This window comes from Imperialibacter roseus (genome assembly GCF_032999765.1).
In the GTDB taxonomy this organism is placed as follows: Bacteria; Bacteroidota; Bacteroidia; order Cytophagales; family Cyclobacteriaceae; genus Imperialibacter; species Imperialibacter roseus.
The window spans coordinates 218,554-233,519 of sequence record NZ_CP136051.1 but is presented as its reverse complement, the minus strand read 5'-3'; the positions used below and the strand labels follow the sequence as shown (position 1 = coordinate 233,519).

The 14,966-nt window shown below is 46.5% G+C and carries 12 protein-coding genes; 6 read left to right on the top strand and 6 right to left on the bottom strand.

Annotation, left to right across the window (positions count from 1 at the left end):
* The first annotated feature begins 6 nt into the window (after positions 1-6).
* On the top strand, positions 7-1,929 hold the full coding sequence (locus RT717_RS00895; RefSeq protein WP_317489863.1) for a DUF7133 domain-containing protein: 1,923 nt from the start codon (positions 7-9) through the stop codon (positions 1,927-1,929).
* Positions 1,930-1,988: 59 nt separating this feature from the next.
* On the opposite strand, the gene RT717_RS00890 is transcribed toward RT717_RS00895, so the two are convergent.
* Entirely contained in the window at positions 1,989-2,447 is a 459-nt protein-coding gene (locus tag RT717_RS00890; protein ID WP_317489862.1) for an ankyrin repeat domain-containing protein, read from the bottom strand.
* Between the two features lie 188 nt (positions 2,448-2,635).
* Between RT717_RS00890 and RT717_RS00885 the strand changes: the two genes are divergently transcribed.
* The 3 genes from RT717_RS00885 to RT717_RS00875 are packed head-to-tail and all read left to right on the top strand — an operon-like array spanning position 2,636 to position 4,483.
* Entirely contained in the window at positions 2,636-3,580 is a 945-nt protein-coding gene (locus RT717_RS00885) for a LysR substrate-binding domain-containing protein (RefSeq protein WP_317489861.1), read from the top strand.
* Positions 3,581-3,589: 9 nt separating this feature from the next.
* Positions 3,590-3,829, top strand: coding sequence for a CBU_0592 family membrane protein (locus RT717_RS00880; protein WP_317489860.1), 240 nt, complete (start codon positions 3,590-3,592; stop codon positions 3,827-3,829).
* Positions 3,830-3,877: 48 nt separating this feature from the next.
* Positions 3,878-4,483: a DapH/DapD/GlmU-related protein gene (locus RT717_RS00875; protein ID WP_317489859.1), complete on the top strand. Its 606-nt coding sequence runs from the start codon at positions 3,878-3,880 to the stop codon at positions 4,481-4,483.
* 130 nt (positions 4,484-4,613) lie between these two features.
* On the opposite strand, the gene RT717_RS00870 is transcribed toward RT717_RS00875, so the two are convergent.
* The 4 genes from RT717_RS00870 to RT717_RS00855 all read right to left on the bottom strand — a co-directional run bounded on the left by RT717_RS00870 (position 4,614) and on the right by RT717_RS00855 (position 9,021).
* A complete protein-coding gene (locus RT717_RS00870) occupies positions 4,614-5,846 on the bottom strand; it encodes a hypothetical protein (protein WP_317489858.1) in 1,233 nt (410 codons plus the stop codon).
* Positions 5,846-6,847, bottom strand: coding sequence for a Kelch repeat-containing protein (locus RT717_RS00865; RefSeq protein WP_317489857.1), 1,002 nt, complete (start codon positions 6,845-6,847; stop codon positions 5,846-5,848). The genes RT717_RS00870 and RT717_RS00865 overlap by 1 nt, the downstream gene beginning before the upstream one ends.
* A 10-nt stretch (positions 6,848-6,857) precedes the next feature.
* Positions 6,858-8,186 carry a DUF4270 family protein gene (locus RT717_RS00860; RefSeq protein WP_317489856.1) on the bottom strand — a complete coding sequence of 443 codons (1,329 nt, stop codon included), beginning with the start codon at positions 8,184-8,186 and terminating at the stop codon, positions 6,858-6,860.
* Positions 8,187-8,331: 145 nt separating this feature from the next.
* A complete protein-coding gene (locus RT717_RS00855) occupies positions 8,332-9,021 on the bottom strand; it encodes a carboxypeptidase regulatory-like domain-containing protein (RefSeq protein ID WP_317489855.1) in 690 nt (229 codons plus the stop codon).
* A 254-nt stretch (positions 9,022-9,275) separates the two neighbouring features.
* Between RT717_RS00855 and RT717_RS00850 the strand changes: the two genes are divergently transcribed.
* Both RT717_RS00850 and RT717_RS00845 read left to right on the top strand, forming a co-directional pair.
* On the top strand, positions 9,276-10,409 hold the full coding sequence (locus RT717_RS00850) for a sensor histidine kinase (RefSeq protein ID WP_317489854.1): 1,134 nt from the start codon (positions 9,276-9,278) through the stop codon (positions 10,407-10,409).
* Positions 10,406-11,122 (top strand): LytR/AlgR family response regulator transcription factor, encoded by a 717-nt coding sequence (locus RT717_RS00845; protein WP_317489853.1) that lies wholly within the window; start codon positions 10,406-10,408, stop codon positions 11,120-11,122. The genes RT717_RS00850 and RT717_RS00845 overlap by 4 nt, the downstream gene beginning before the upstream one ends.
* 58 nt (positions 11,123-11,180) lie before the next feature.
* Here the strand turns inward: RT717_RS00845 and RT717_RS00840 are convergent, their stop codons facing one another.
* Positions 11,181-14,840 (bottom strand): cadherin domain-containing protein, encoded by a 3,660-nt coding sequence (locus tag RT717_RS00840; protein ID WP_317489852.1) that lies wholly within the window; start codon positions 14,838-14,840, stop codon positions 11,181-11,183.
* Positions 14,841-14,966: the final 126 nt, after the last annotated feature.

The following is a 14,966-nucleotide window of genomic DNA, read 5'->3' as shown; positions in this document are numbered from 1 at the left end:
GAAATCATGAAAAAATATATCTCATTAATAGCCCTGCTTGTTGGATTCAACGCTTTCTCGCAGGAAGCTGAAGAAAGCGACTTCTACAAGATCATTACCATCCCCACACCGGAGACCATGCTCCTCGAAGTAGGTGGCATCACAACGCTTCCTGACGGAAGGGTGGCCCTCGCTACGAGGCGAGGTGATGTTTGGATAGTAGAGGATCCGTACATGAGGAATAGCAACTTGCCTTCCTTTACCCTTTTCGCCAGCGGCCTTCACGAGCCACTGGGACTGACTTTCAAAGAGAATGCCCTGTTGACAGCACAGCGAGGTGAGCTCACAAAGCTGCAGGACACCAACGGCGACGGGCGGGCCGATGTGTATGAAACCATCTATGCCTGGCCCGTATCAGGTCACTACCATGAATACTCTTATGGCCCCAAAATAGCCCCTGACGGAAGCATGTTCGTATCAGGCAATGTGGCCTTTGGCGACCAGGAGTGGTGGAGAGGTGAAAGCAGAGTGCCGTGGAGAGGCTGGATCATGCGTATTTCACCAGAAGGCGATATGGAGCCATGGGCTACTGGCATGCGATCACCCGCTGGACTAGGAATGATCAACGGAGAACTATTCTATGCCGACAACCAGGGTGATTGGATTGGCTCTGGAGGTATATGGCATATCAAAAAAGGAAGCTTCACCGGGCATCCGGCAGGTTTGAAATGGGCCGACAGAGCGGAATCTCCCGTAACTGTTTCCGCTAAAGAATTCTATGCTAAAGTGCATGACGAAAGAGAGCAAGTAGATGGCCGGTACCTCAAGCCGGAAAATAACGCCGATGAGAAAAACCCGGAAATGCTGTATCATGCAAAAGAAGCGGTACCTGAGATTACGCTGCCAGCGGTATGGTTGCCTCATGGTATCCTGGGCATTTCGAATTCAGAAATTCTTGAGATAGGTGACGACGCCAGCTTTGGCCCATTCAAAAATCAGCTTTTGATTGGCGACCAGGGTCAAAGCAAAATCATGAGGGTAAGCCTTGAAAAAGTGAACGGAGACTACCAGGGTGTGGCCTTCGACTTTATCAAAGATTTCCAATCGGGCGTGCTTCGCATGAGCTGGGGCCATGATGGTTCGCTCTTCGTTGGAGAAACCAACAGGGGCTGGGGCTCGGCAGGAAGCACTACATCTGGCCTTGAACGTGTGGTGTGGACAGGCGAGACTCCCTTCGAAATGCAAACCGTGAAAGCCATGCCCGACGGCTTTGAGATTCGTTTCACTCAGCCAGTCGACAAAACCACTGCGGAAGACCTCGACTCATACGCCGGACAGTCTTTCATTTACAAGTACCACTCTGTTTATGGAAGCCCGCCTATTAATACAGAAAAACTCGGCATTAAAGGCGTGAAGGTAGCCGACGATGGCATGAGTGTAAGACTTGTGGTTGACAACCTCCGCCAATATTATGTACATGAGATCAATCTGCCGGGGATAAAGTCTGCAAATGGATCATCGGTGCTCCACGGCACTGGTTACTACACTTTGAATAATATTCCGGCAGGTGCTAAATTGAACATGACGGAGGTGAGCACCAAACGGTCATCGGCTTCTAAAAAGGTAGCGCCTAAAAAAGTCGCCGCAAAACCAGCAACTCCTAAGGCTTCAGCCAACGCTGTGCTGACGACTGAGGAGATCAAGCCAATTCTGGCCAAAAACACTTGCCTTGCATGCCATCAGGTTGACAAAAGGCAGGTTGGGCCGGCTTATAAAGACATCGCAGCCAGAAGATACACTGCAAAACAGATTGTGGATCTTATCAGGGTACCTAAACCCGAAAACTGGCCTGGCTATTCTACGGAAATGCCTCCAATGCCACAAGTATCAGACGAAGATGCGATGAAAATAGCCAACTGGATCCTTTCATTACAAGAAGAAAGACCCTAAGCGGCTGGAGAACAGAATGAAGGAAATAAAGGCTTCCAGAGTTAATCTGGGAGCTTTTTTTATGCGAGCAGTTTCACAAGCGCTTCCGCTCCGTGTGCCTGAGCGTGGGTCAGGGCTGTGTTCCCTTTGTTGTCCTTCAATTGCTTGTCGGCCCCAGCATCCAGCAAGAGTTTTGCAATTTCAACCTGACCAAAGGTGGTGGCATAAATAAGGGCAGAGGCTCCTTGCTTGTTCTGAATGTTTACATCAGCTCCATGCTCAAGAAGCAATTCCACTATTTCAGCATTGCCCTTAAAGCAAACGCCCATCAATGCAGTGTTACCGGCAGCGTCAATAGCATTTACATCGACACCTCTTGAAAGCAGAAACCTTGCGATTTCTATCTGGTCGCTATAGGTCGCTAATACAAGGGGTGTAAAGCCACGGGCATCTGGCCTTGTCAGCAGCGAACTTTCCGTTGTTGCCATCGCCTTCACACCAGCAAGATCACCTTGTCGTATCGACTGAAAAAAATCCATTCCTTTTTTGCTTTTAGTGAAAAGGAGCAGCCTACCGGCTACTCCTTATAAACACCTACTTTATTAGCTGGGTAACTAATATTATCTATGCTTCTACAGCACAAATGTACTGTTGATATAGTTATAATTCAAACTGATTTTTTTTATGATTAAATAGATATGATCTATATTGCAGAAAACATGATTTAATGAACCTACAGCAACTTGAGTACATAGTAGCACTCGATAACGAGAGAAGCTTTTCAAAAGCGTCAGATCAGTGCCACGTCACTCAGCCTACGTTGAGCATGATGATCCAAAAGCTGGAGTCAGAATATGACATAAAAATTTTTGACCGGAGCAAATACCCTGTGGTCCCCACTGAAACGGGTAAAATCCTGATTAGTCAGGCCAGGCTCATTTTGCAGGAGGTACACAAAATACAGGAGCTGGTGCAGGAAAAAAAGAACACGATTGCCGGCGACTTGCAAATTGGCATCATCCCTACCATCGCTCCTTACCTGCTCCCCCTTTTTATCTATGAGTTTACGATCCGGTACCCTCATATCAAGCTGAAAATCTCAGAGCATGTCACAGAAGAAATACTTGAAAAGCTGGATGAAGGAAAACTGGATGCCGGAATACTTGTAAGCCCCGACGACACTAAGCTTTTCAACGCCTTTCCCCTGTACTATGAGCCTTTTGTGGTGTACTCGGCAAGAAAGTTTGACAAAGAGCTATTACTGGCAGAAGACATTGACCCCAATGAGCTGCTGCTGCTTGAAGAGAGCCACTGCTTCCGCTCACAAATCATTCAGTTCTGTGAATTGCGGGACAAGAAGGAAAACACCCTTGAATTCACCTCTGGCAGCCTGGAAACGCTGAGAAACCTTGCCGATAAAAACCTTGGGATAACGATTTTACCCGAGCTGAGCACTTTGCAGCTCAAAGAAAGCGATGCCATGAAGCTCAAACGTTTCGCTGCACCTGAGCCTTTCCGGGTCATTAGTCTGATGACCCGTCGTGACTTTGTGAAGAAAAGAATGATAACAGCATTCATGGAAGAGATCAAAAAGCACGTCCCGGAGAAATTCCAGGCACCACAGGGCCAGGAAATCGCCTACAGGCGAAAAGAAAAGAAGGTTACATTCTAACTTATGACTGTGAAAAATATACTGATTGAAGGACTTGGCTGGGTGGGTGCTGTTCTGCTATTGGCTGGCTTTGCGCTAACGAGCTACGGTTTTTTGGAGGGAGTATCCTTCGAGTTTCAGTTGTTGAACCTGCTTGGGAGTGGTTTATTGGCCGTTTACACGTATATCAAGAAAGCTTATCCAAATACCGTTCTTAACATCATCTGGATAGCCATAAGTGTGGTTGCAATAATTAATATCTTCATTTGAGTCAGTCAACAAGGGGCGACATCCTCTTTAGTAAAGAAACGAGCAAAAATGACAATAGGTGACTACATAGCAATATTTGATACGCATTTTGAAAAGCATAACAACCTGTCTCCCTGGCAAATTACCTCAAGGCTAATGGAGATACTCACAGATTTGCTAGCTTCCTGTGATAGTGGTTTTTCTAAACACGAGGGTATTGCCGTGCATAAAACAACAATAATTGAAAAAGGGGCTATCATCAAAGCGCCAGCTATTATTGGCCCGAAAAGCTTCATTGGGGCACATGCTTACCTGCGTGGAGGTGTCTTCCTCGGGCAAGAAGTGACTATCGGACCAGGCTGTGAAGTAAAAACGAGCATCGTTTTCGATCACAGCAGCCTGGCTCATTTCAATTTCGTTGGAGACAGCATTATCGGAAGCAATGTAAACTTTGAAGCAGGCGCTGTCATCGCCAATCATTATAATGAAAGACCGGACAAGCAAATAAGAGTCCTGCATCAAAGCAGGGCTATTGAAACCGGCAGCACAAAATTCGGTGCCCTGGTAGGCGACAACTGCAAGGTAGGGGCCAACGCAGTGTTGTCGCCCGGCACGGTACTTGAGAAAAACAAAGTCGTGAAGCGACTGGAGTTGGTTGAGCAGGTTATAGAATGATTTGACGAAGAAAGCCGTCCACCTTGCAAAGGCTTAAAAAAAGAAAAACCACCGTTATGTCACAGTGGTCTTTGCAATTGAGTAAGGGTTTGAATAAATCTTTACTCGTTGTCTACAAACTCAAAATTTCCTAGTCGTAGGCCCGCTTTTGAAACCATTTGTCATGCAGGCTCAGGCCAACACTTACTGTGTAAACTGACTCTCTTCCAGTGGCACTTGTCCCCATTTGTTCCCAGCCAAAGCCCAGATTAATTCTTGACATATAATTGCTCAGGGGGAGGCTTAGTCCGCCGGTTACCCCGTAGCCAGCCAGCTGCCGCTCGGTTAACTTCCAGGGTTTTGTTTCATAGAAGAAGCCAGCCCTCACAACTGCTCTGCCAAAATAGGATTGACTTGCCGGATTGGGCATCCAGTCGACGCCTCCGGAAAACCTCCGGGTATCAAGCATTGTCACCTCGTTACCGAGAAAAGCCTTCGAATAATCCTTATAGAGGAAATCGCCACTGAGAGCCACCTTGTCGAATAGAGATACCTCCAGCCCCACTCCGTATTCATCCGGGGTTATATAATCATCAGGATAAGAATCCCAACCGATGAGCAGACTTGACGTTTCGGCGTTGATGAGCTGGTTGGTTTGAACAGTTTTCAGCTGAGTGCCTTTCTTCCATATGCCTCCAGCGTTGATATAACTATTCTTCCCGAATTTCTGCTGATACTGCATGCCAAAGTAAAAAGCAAAGTTGGCAAGAGACAGCCGGTCTCTGGCATAAGTTTCGTCCAGCTCGTCCAGCTGCACCTTCGTTTCCCGCTGTAGCGATCCAAAAAGGTAGTTGGCATTGAAGCCGAAAGAAAGTCGCTTCCAAATCGTATAACCAGCCCCAACATAATAGCGATTCACCCCTCCTGTGCCTTTGTTCAACACATCGTAATTGCCATAGCCAGCCAGGTTTTTTACCTCGTTGATATTGTAGCCCATTTTTGAGTAGGGCGACATACCCACCACCAATCCCAGATTGTTCATTGGCTTGAACCACATCGTCAGGTTGGTGATGGAGCTTTCTACCGAATTATAATGGCTGCTGCTGTAAGTAAAGTCATGAAATGAAAAAGCATAATCGGCCAGGAAAATATAGTTTGACGGAACAATCGGGCTTGTATAGGCAGCCGGGTTGGCGGTGTTTAAGTCGTACCACGGCCGACTGCCTATGCCCGTTCCTCCTTTGGCTGTATTGATGCCGGAGCCCTGTGTCACCAGCTGGCCGATGCCATAGTAACTATAGGGCGAGCCATAAATATCCTGCCCCGTAACGGCAGCCAGGGTGCAAAGAAGTAAGACAAATGTTAGGATGACGCCTTTCATCATCAAAGATCTTCGTCGTACACTTCTTCAGGTTTGAACTCCCAAATGTCATCCAACCTTACTGTGGAGCTCCGTCCAGTGGTTACAAAAATTCTGCTGCCTGCCACAAATGCAACTGCATCCTCCCTGGCGGGGCCTTCTATACCCGTATATTCGGACCAAAGGTCGGTGACAGGGTTATATTCCCAGGTGCTTACCAGCAAGCCGCTAAAATTACCCGTCGTGATATACCCCTTGCCATCTCTGCTAAAAGCAACAGCATTGTGCCTAACCAACAGGTAGTCGTCATCGTCGTCAAGATCCAGCATCTGCTGCCACGTCCCGGCCACCATATCATACTCCCAGAAATCGTACTGATAAACCCCGTTGTTTCTGCCAGTGCCTACATATGCCTTGTTGTCGATAGTGAATGCCACTGCATCCACCCGCTTGGATCCACCTATACTGATCACCTGCGTCCACTCATTGGCAGCCGGGTCGTAGGTCCAAAAGTCCTTCAGGTCATTGCCATCGTAGCCAGTACCAACGTATCCATTGGTGCTTGAATTAAAGGCAACGGCGCCATACCTGGCCGATCCGCCAAAGTCAGCGACTTGCGTCCATGTGTCCGTAGCAGGATCGTACTCCCAGAAATCGCCTAGATTATTTAATCCATCGTAGCCGGTACCCACATAACCTTTTCCGGCGACACTAAAAGCGACGGCGGCACTTCTTTTCACTCCAGGAAAATCTGCCTTTCTCAACCAAAAGTTCAAAGACGGATCATACTCCCACAAATCGCTAAGGTATTCTGTGCCGGTGTAGCCAGTAGCCACATATGCCTTCTCTCCTATGCTGAAAGAAACAGCGCCACTTCTTGTTACTCCTTCAAAGTCAGACACCTTGGTCCAGTTTCCCTGTGAGTCGTCGTCCTCACTATCATCGAGACATCCCGTGGATATAATACCCAGGCCCAGGAAAAGAAGCCATTTCATTCTTAAATTCATCCATTTCATCTTATTCATCTATGTGTGTTTAATTCTCATCCGTATCTAGAGGTATATAGTATACCTGGAGCTTCATACCGTCCTGCCAGGCACCGTCTTTCAAGTACACCCTGCCTGCACCAAAAAGCATCGCATTTTCGTCAAGGCCCAAAAGAATGGAGTAATCGTTTGACTGATCCGTGTCGAGCAGGTTGTTTACCAGGTCCGTCACTTCAAGGCGGTAGTAAGTATCCTTCCCAAATTCGTCATCAAGCACAAACTCACTACTGGTGTTAAATGCGCCCAGCGGATAATTGTCAATGCTTCCATAATATCCGGTAATAGAAGTTGGCAGATTGGTATTGGTTCCGCTTCGGTAGGTTCCTGCTACCGGCCTTATTACCAAATCGGCGTGGGGTATGTACACACTGCCAGGCAGGATAAGAAGCTCCTGGATGTATGGAATTTCCACCTTTGTCATTATGTAGGCACCCGCCTGGATAAAGGAGTAATTGCTGGTTAGACCGGAGCTTACCTCATCTAGTTGGCTTTCAAGGCCTCGCAGGGTCGTTGACTTTGGGTTGAAGGTTGTCCTATTGAAACAAACCGTGCCCTGGCTTACGGGAAACTTGTAGGTGAGCTGCGTGGGGGGTATGTTGGTGTAGTCCGAGTAGTAGAGCTTAAGACTAGAATTGGCTTTTGTAAAGCCTAAAAAACCCTCACTACCTGCCCCGGGAACCAGCGCAAATCCTTTGAGAAAATCAGTAAAAAGAACCAGGCTGAAAAGCTCGCCTGCACTGGTGAGCCCTTTTTGAAGCAACTCCTTGCCTAGTTTGTCCGGAAGTCTAATCTCAAGAGAATCAGTGGTATTAGGTCTTGGCTTAAAGGAGTGGCTCGTTAGTGGAGCCTTTTCTAACGTAAAATCGGCAGTGTTGTAAACGGTGCCATAGGCGTTGTACTCGATGTTTTCAGCTAACCTGTAGATATCGATAGTTTGAGTCTGAAGGGTATCAAAGTAATTATAGTCGTAGTAGAGCACAAGGGTCAGGCTATCGAACCGGGAAGCATCAGGCGGGTAAAACGAGTAGTCCTGGTAGGCTACTTCGAAAAAGGAGGTCGACGTAATTTCCCCAATGTATTCGTCCTCATGACGTCCCACCAGCAAACGTTCGGTATCGGATGTTACAAAAGAATCGAGACGAACAGTGGACACATCAAGTGTAAGTGTGTCAATAATTATGAAGTCGGGGGTAATATCATCGATCAAATCTACCGACACCGGCAGAAGGTCATTCTCTACACAGCTGGCGATTGCCACAGCAATACCGAGCAGCAGAACCATAACTTTTAACTTGCCAGCTATTTTCTTAATACCCATACCCTTTTCTCACTCCTACTACAATTGGAAAATTGAAATCTTCAATAAAATTGATGCTGAAAGCCCGGGTGCCGAAATTTTTTCAACCAACCATCCGAAAATCTCAACGACCAGCATCAGCTAACCCATTTTAGAATCTGCTCCGTTACTGTTCGCTGTCCGAATACCTCAACCACTTTTCATATTGCGATGCTGTGAGCAGTTCCTCCAGTCGTTGGTTTCTGGACTTTCTAACTTGGTATAATTTGGCGTTGAAGGTGCTGTCGCCAGGGTTTGATTGTAGCTCAATGACCCGGGAAAAATACTTTTGGTTGGTTAGCTCAATCACTGCTTCCTGCGTGGGTGTCAACTGAAGTCTGTTTCTCATCTTCCTTGTCATGGAGTTGGCAAGTGCCATTGGGTCGTTTTCTTTGCTGCGATAGAACTGTTCCCCTGGCGTGTCCACGACAGCCAGCCGCAAGCCGCTTCTACGCTTTTTTCTTTTAACTTTTTTTGCTTTCCCTCCATCCAATATCAGGTCTGCTGAAAGTTCGATGTTCATATTCTCCCCACAATCACTACCGGTGATTCGGTTGTTAAAACTGACATACCCAGGAAAAGAGACGCAAAGTAAAAAGTCTCCGTCAGCGGGAAGTGCTATGGAAAATGCTCCGTTAAAGTCCGTGATTGTACTGGTTTTAACTGCATTATCGTGGTATGCGCTCAAGCTGACAACGGCTCCAATCAATGGGACGTCTATGCAGGCATCCTTCACCGTACCTGTGAAAAAAACCTGTTCTGCCCGACTTGTAATGAAACCGAAAAATAAACCACTCAAAAGCATCGCCTTTTTCATCCACCCTCCTTTATGAATTGATTGGCGAAGTAGTGATCGTTCCTGCTGTGAAGAAAATTTATTCAACCAAGCCGTGCTATTTCTCAACAAACAAGCCTGAAGCGAAAAAAAGATTGCTTAAAAACAATCCGCAGATAAACTTCACGATGGTAGGCATTTACGATGTGTTGGGTGATAAAATCGATGCGTAGATTGAATAGGTTTGAGTATAATAAGTTGGGTGGGTATCTTTCGACCCTATTTAAATTGCGACGATGCCAAAACCGATTACGATCAAGACATATCTATCACATGCAGCCTTTTGGTTGGGTTTTCTCTCATTCTATGTCTTTGTTCTCAACGGCCCTTTCACCTTTGAAAAGGCACTTACCCAAAGTGTCATTAACCTCAGTGTCATCATACCCCTTGCTTACTTTAACATGGCTGTGCTAACACCCAAATATGTAAGCAGTCAATCAAAAGCAGCCTCCGCCTCGTTGATTATCCTCCTCATCATAATCGGTGCCTCCATACTTACATTCTTCCATGAGATCAACTTACTCGACGCCTATAAACCAGACGGTTTTTCGGATCGGATGCAGCCATTTAACAACAGAATGCCGTCCGAAAATCTGCGGATGCAAAACCAACCAGAAGACGGTGAATGGTCGTTTAGAGCCAGGGCTGAGCCTGGGTTTAGTCGTCGTATCATGTGGTTTCCGATGTTCATCCAAACAGGCACCATCATCCTGCTAACCACCATTTACAAAGTGACCCAAATTGCCAGCGAAAGAATAAAGGAAACCCTGATGCTGAAAAGTGAAAAGTTGGACTCCGAGCTTCGGTTCCTTAAGTCGCAGATCAATCCACACTTTCTTTTCAATGCGATGAACAATATCTATACACTGTCGCTACTGAAGTCCGACAAAACACCCGAAGTGGTGCTGAAGCTCTCTGATATGCTGAAATACAATATTTACGAGAGTGAGAACAAAGAGCGTGTGCCGGTATCGAAAGAGGTTGCCTATATCAACAACTACATCGCCATTTACATTCTTAAAGACAACGACATCAAGGACAACATAAAGTTCGAATACGACACGCCTGAAGATGTTTACTTAGCCCCCATGCTGCTTACCCCGTTTGTGGAAAATGCCTTCAAACACGGCAATATTGAAGATACCTCTAAGGGGAGAATCAGTATCGACCTGAAGGTAGAAGCCGACCTACTCACCTTCCGATGCCAAAACAGTCTTTCTGCTAACAAGAAATCGAAAGACAAAGAGGGTGGTATTGGCATAGCCAACGTCAAAAGAAGGCTTGAGCTTATTTACCCTGGACGGCATGAGCTAAAAACCTGGGACACTGCCGAAGAGTTTACCGTCGAGATGAAAATATTGATATCATGAGCCCCTCAAGCAAAATCCGTTGCATCATCGTCGACGATGAAGAGCTGGCCAGGGCCCTGATCAAAGAATACGTGTCCAAAATCCCGACGCTAGAGCTCATAGGTTCATTCAAAAGTCCACTGGAGGCCATGGAGCTTCTACAGACCACTTCCGTCGATCTCATGTTTCTCGACATTCAGATGCCAGCACTTACCGGCATCCAGTTTTTGAAGTCACTGGAGAAAAAGCCGGTCGTGATCTTTACCACAGCCTACCCCGAATATGCACTTGAGGGATATGAGCTCGATGTAGTGGACTACCTGGTGAAGCCTGTAAGCATTGAACGATTCCTCCACGGCGTGAACAAGGCCACAAAGATCCTCCACAATAAAACGGGGAGTTCAGGCACCACCAGTCAGCCGGATTTTATTGTAGTTCACGCTGACCACAAGATATACAGGCTGCCACTGGCAGACATCCTATACATTGAAGGGTTGAGAGAGTATGTATCGTACTTTACTGCCGATGGCAAAAGAATCATAGCCCTTGAGTCGCTAAAAAGACTGGAAGAAATACTTCCCGCCCACATGTTTATGCGGGTGCATAAATCATACATTGTGCCCATCAACCGGGTGCGTGTGATCGAGGGCAATATGGTGATGATAGAAAAAAAGGGCATCCCTATCGGTGCCAGCTACAAGGAAGCAACGCTCAAAGCCCTGATGCCCGGCTAGCCTTACTCCGGCAACGCAAACGCCACGTATTCATCGTCAATGATCGTATTATCAAGCCCTATTCGTCTCTCTTAAAAAACCGAATAAACTCAGACTTTTCGCTATCAATTTGCATCAGATAAAGGCCTTCTTTAAGAAATGAGACATCCAGTTCTATCATTTGATCCAATGAATAAAACGTGCGCAAAACATTGCCGCTCAAGTCTTTTATCACCAGCTTCTTTTTACCACCTCGGTTAGTATTTATGTTAATTACACCGGTTGAGGGGTTTGGATATATAGTACTGCGAACTTCATCACGGACACCAAGTGCTACGCCTCTTACTACCAGGTTATTGGATCTTATAGAAGTATAGGTGGTATTGTTCCTGAAGCTATTAGTTTCTTCAATTGCACTATTAGAAACAGGTTCGTTTAGCACAATTTCCAGAACATACTGGTAGACTTTGTCGGGCTCAACGTCCAAATCAGTGAAGGAATTATTTGAAGCCGATAATGAGGTCAAAAGTGTTTTTTCAGCACTTCCCTCTCCCTTGTAGAGGCTGATAGTGGAATAGTCAACTCCAATGTACTGGTTCCATGAAAGATTGACACTATTATCAAGCCCCACACTACTTGTGAGGTGCAGCGTTTTGTGAAAGTCACCAAGCCCGCCCTCCGTTCCGCAGTTGTCCAGAACTCCTACTTTGTACTTATAGGACTGCGTTCTTGCATCGGATTCACTGTCAATAAACTCTGTCGTACTCCCACTTTCAACAAACCCAATTTGCTCATACTCTCCTGCGGTGCTTGTCTCTCTGTAAATCAAGAACTTATTCACATTGTAGGATTCGGAGGCATCCCAAACAACTTTGTTCCTGATGCCAGTCTCATCCGAGGTTACAAGTCCAATGGTTGGTTGATAAACCGCTTTGGTACCCAGCTCAATCGTTGCTGAAGCCGAGTGCCCATTTGAGTCAGTGACGGTTACATCATAATTTCCGGCAGAAAGTCCGACCAGGTCCTCGTCAGTACTTCCAGTAGACCATATAATTTGCAATGGCGGTGCCGCATCAGAAATCATCAAATCAATCTCTCCGTCACTATCCTCATCGCAAAATGGCCCCGAAAGCGCTGTTGTCAATGTCACATCATTTATATTATTGACCCCAATGGCAAGTTGCGCTTCTGTACTCAAGCCACCAGCATCGGTCGACTTGATACGGACTGTGTAATTGCTTTTGGCTTCATAATCAAATTTCTCTTTCGCCAATAACTGATTTGATGCAATTACAAAAGAATCATTGTCGTTGGCGTTACCATCTTCAACAAATGCATACACAAACGTGTCGCTGGCATCAACGTCCGCAGTAGCAAGCGTGGCCACAAGGCTACCAACGGGGAGGTTTTCATCAATTGCCGAAGCAGACATCGACACGCCTGTCGGGGCTTCATTGACATTGCTCAACGAGATGGCCACCAGCCTTGGTTCGCTCACATTGACTCCATCGGAAACCGTTAGCTCCAGCGCATAAGTCGGTCGTGCTTCGTAGTTGAGCTTTGTGCCGTCGGCCACAGTTAACAAACCGCTTTCAGGGTCAACAGCAAACGCTCCATCAATATTTCCCTGGGTGATTGCCCAGCTTTTTAAAATGGTATTTGTGTTTCCTCCGGCTGCTTGTACCTGCATCACTTCGGTGCCATTGGCACTGTTTTCGGGAATAATACCCTCCTGATCTACAGTGATGATGGGCGGATCGTTCACGTCCAGGATAGTGATAACTACCACTGCCTCGCTGCTCGTAAGCGTGCCATCGGAAACAGTCACTCCTATTTCTATTGTCGGGGTAGTTTCAAAGTCGAGCTGATTACCATCAGCGACAGAAATTTGTCCGGTGGCGGCATTTATGGCGAAAGCTCCATTTGCGTTGCCACTGGAGATCTGCCAGTTGCTCAGGCCAGCTCCAGCGTCTTCATCTGTCGCAGTTATCAAGGCAACTTCAGTCCCGGCCAGGCTGTTCTCATCCACAGTGCCTGTCTGTTCGGCTGCCACTACAGGCGCCTCATTTTTATCTACAATTGTTATGTTTAGAAAACCCTCGGAACCAACCGTCGTCCCATCGCTCACGGTTACCCCAATAAGGAAGGACGAAACTTCTTCAAAGTTGAGCTTTGCCTGACCAGCGACAGTAATGATGCCTGTTTCTGCATCAATTGCAAATGCTTCTGAGTCGTTGCCACTGGTGATCGTCCAATTTTCAAATACAGTGTCGCCATCCTGATCCGATGCCACAACTGCAATTACTTCAGTTCCATTCTCAGTATTTTCGTCTAACGAGACACTCTGGTCTGCATCAATCACCGGCCCATCATTTATATTGTTCAAATTAATGGTGACGGATTCTTCAGCACTGGTTTGGTTGTCGTCGGTGGCTGTAATTGTAAGCTCATAGGAAGCACTGGTCTCGAAGTCCAGCTTGGAAGCATCTGCCACTTTTATCACCCCACGGTCGGTAACTGAAAATGCACCACTTTCATTCCCTGCCGTAATTTCAAACCGCATGCCTACCGGCGGGATGTAAGTCGGAGTAGTCAGGTTAGTAGTCGTTTCTGTTCCCAACTGCCCATGGCCATTGATACCCCAGGCCCAAAGTGATCCATCTTCCTTGATGGCAAAACTTTCTCCGATTTTAACCCAGTCGGTGTCAGTTCCTATCTGCACAGGCAAGTCCCTGTCAGTAGTGGTGCCATCCCCTACCTGCCCCTTGTCGTTTTTCCCCCAGGCCCAGAGAGTTCCATTGGTTTTTAGACCAATGGCTCTATTGCCATTTCCCGCTCCGTAGTACTCAACATCAGCCCAATCGGCATCGGAACCAAACTGGTTGACAGTGCTGCCCCATTTGTAAAGTGTCCCGTCATCTTTGATCCCATAGGCCGTATATTCATCCCCTGCTACAATTTTCCAGTCAGCGTCAGAACCAACTTGGGTTGGCGCAGTCACATCAATGTTAGTATCTGTGATTCCCAGCCCCAGGTTCGACCCATAAACCGCACCCCAAGACCAAAGGGTACCGTTGGACTTCAACGCATAATTCACCCAAATTTCAGAGTCTACGAATTTCCAGTCAGTGTCTGCGCCAATCTGGACTGGTGTTTTGCTAGAAAAATTCGACGATCCAATTCCCGACTCTCCTCTGTTGGATCCGCCCCAAAACCAAATGGTTCCATCCTGCTTAATTCCTAGTTGACAAATATATCCAGCAGCAACCATGTCCCAATCGCTGGTACCGGTCACTTTAACTGCAGTAAAGAATGTATTCAGATCGTAATCGGTTTCTGTGTTTTCATCTCCATAATACTCAACTCCCCATGCAAATACTTCTCCGTTTGTTTTTGTCCCGACCGCAAAACCTACGCCCTGGTCCACCGATTGCCAGTTATTTTCAGTACCAACTTTTGTAGGTATCAGTGTTTCGACATTCGTCCCAATCCCAGAGACTCCATCAAAATTGTAACCCCATGACCAAAGGGATCCGTCTGTCTTCAGGAGATGAGTGGTTTGGTTGGTGCTAGTGATTTGATTGATATAACTGTGGGTTATCTTCACTGACCCAACCTCAACTCCTTCTGCGGAGTTTTCGTCAATGGTCAATATTTGATCAGGTTTAATAACAGGCTGGGAAAACGCCGTAAAGGCAAGGTTCACCAAAAATGCGGCAATTGCTAATCTATTTTTCATATTATTTCCATCGTAGATTGGATACTTGTGATAAAAATAGTGCCCAAATAACTAATAGCAACAAAAATTGCTAAGGATTATCCTACAACGGACTAGTAATTGAAATATAGAAAAGAAAAAACTCTA

Coding starts and splice junctions, on each gene's coding strand:
- RT717_RS00865 (WP_317489857.1), bottom strand. CDS start 6,847: ATGAATAAGATGAAATGGATGAATTTAAGAATGAAATGGCTTCTTTTC.
- RT717_RS00855 (WP_317489855.1), bottom strand. CDS start 9,021: ATGAAAAAGGCGATGCTTTTGAGTGGTTTATTTTTCGGTTTCATTACA.
- RT717_RS00895 (WP_317489863.1), top strand. CDS start 7: ATGAAAAAATATATCTCATTAATAGCCCTGCTTGTTGGATTCAACGCT.
- RT717_RS00840 (WP_317489852.1), bottom strand. CDS start 14,840: ATGAAAAATAGATTAGCAATTGCCGCATTTTTGGTGAACCTTGCCTTT.
- RT717_RS00875 (WP_317489859.1), top strand. CDS start 3,878: ATGACAATAGGTGACTACATAGCAATATTTGATACGCATTTTGAAAAG.
- RT717_RS00845 (WP_317489853.1), top strand. CDS start 10,406: ATGAGCCCCTCAAGCAAAATCCGTTGCATCATCGTCGACGATGAAGAG.
- RT717_RS00885 (WP_317489861.1), top strand. CDS start 2,636: ATGAACCTACAGCAACTTGAGTACATAGTAGCACTCGATAACGAGAGA.
- RT717_RS00850 (WP_317489854.1), top strand. CDS start 9,276: ATGCCAAAACCGATTACGATCAAGACATATCTATCACATGCAGCCTTT.
- RT717_RS00870 (WP_317489858.1), bottom strand. CDS start 5,846: ATGATGAAAGGCGTCATCCTAACATTTGTCTTACTTCTTTGCACCCTG.
- RT717_RS00890 (WP_317489862.1), bottom strand. CDS start 2,447: ATGGATTTTTTTCAGTCGATACGACAAGGTGATCTTGCTGGTGTGAAG.
- RT717_RS00860 (WP_317489856.1), bottom strand. CDS start 8,186: ATGGGTATTAAGAAAATAGCTGGCAAGTTAAAAGTTATGGTTCTGCTG.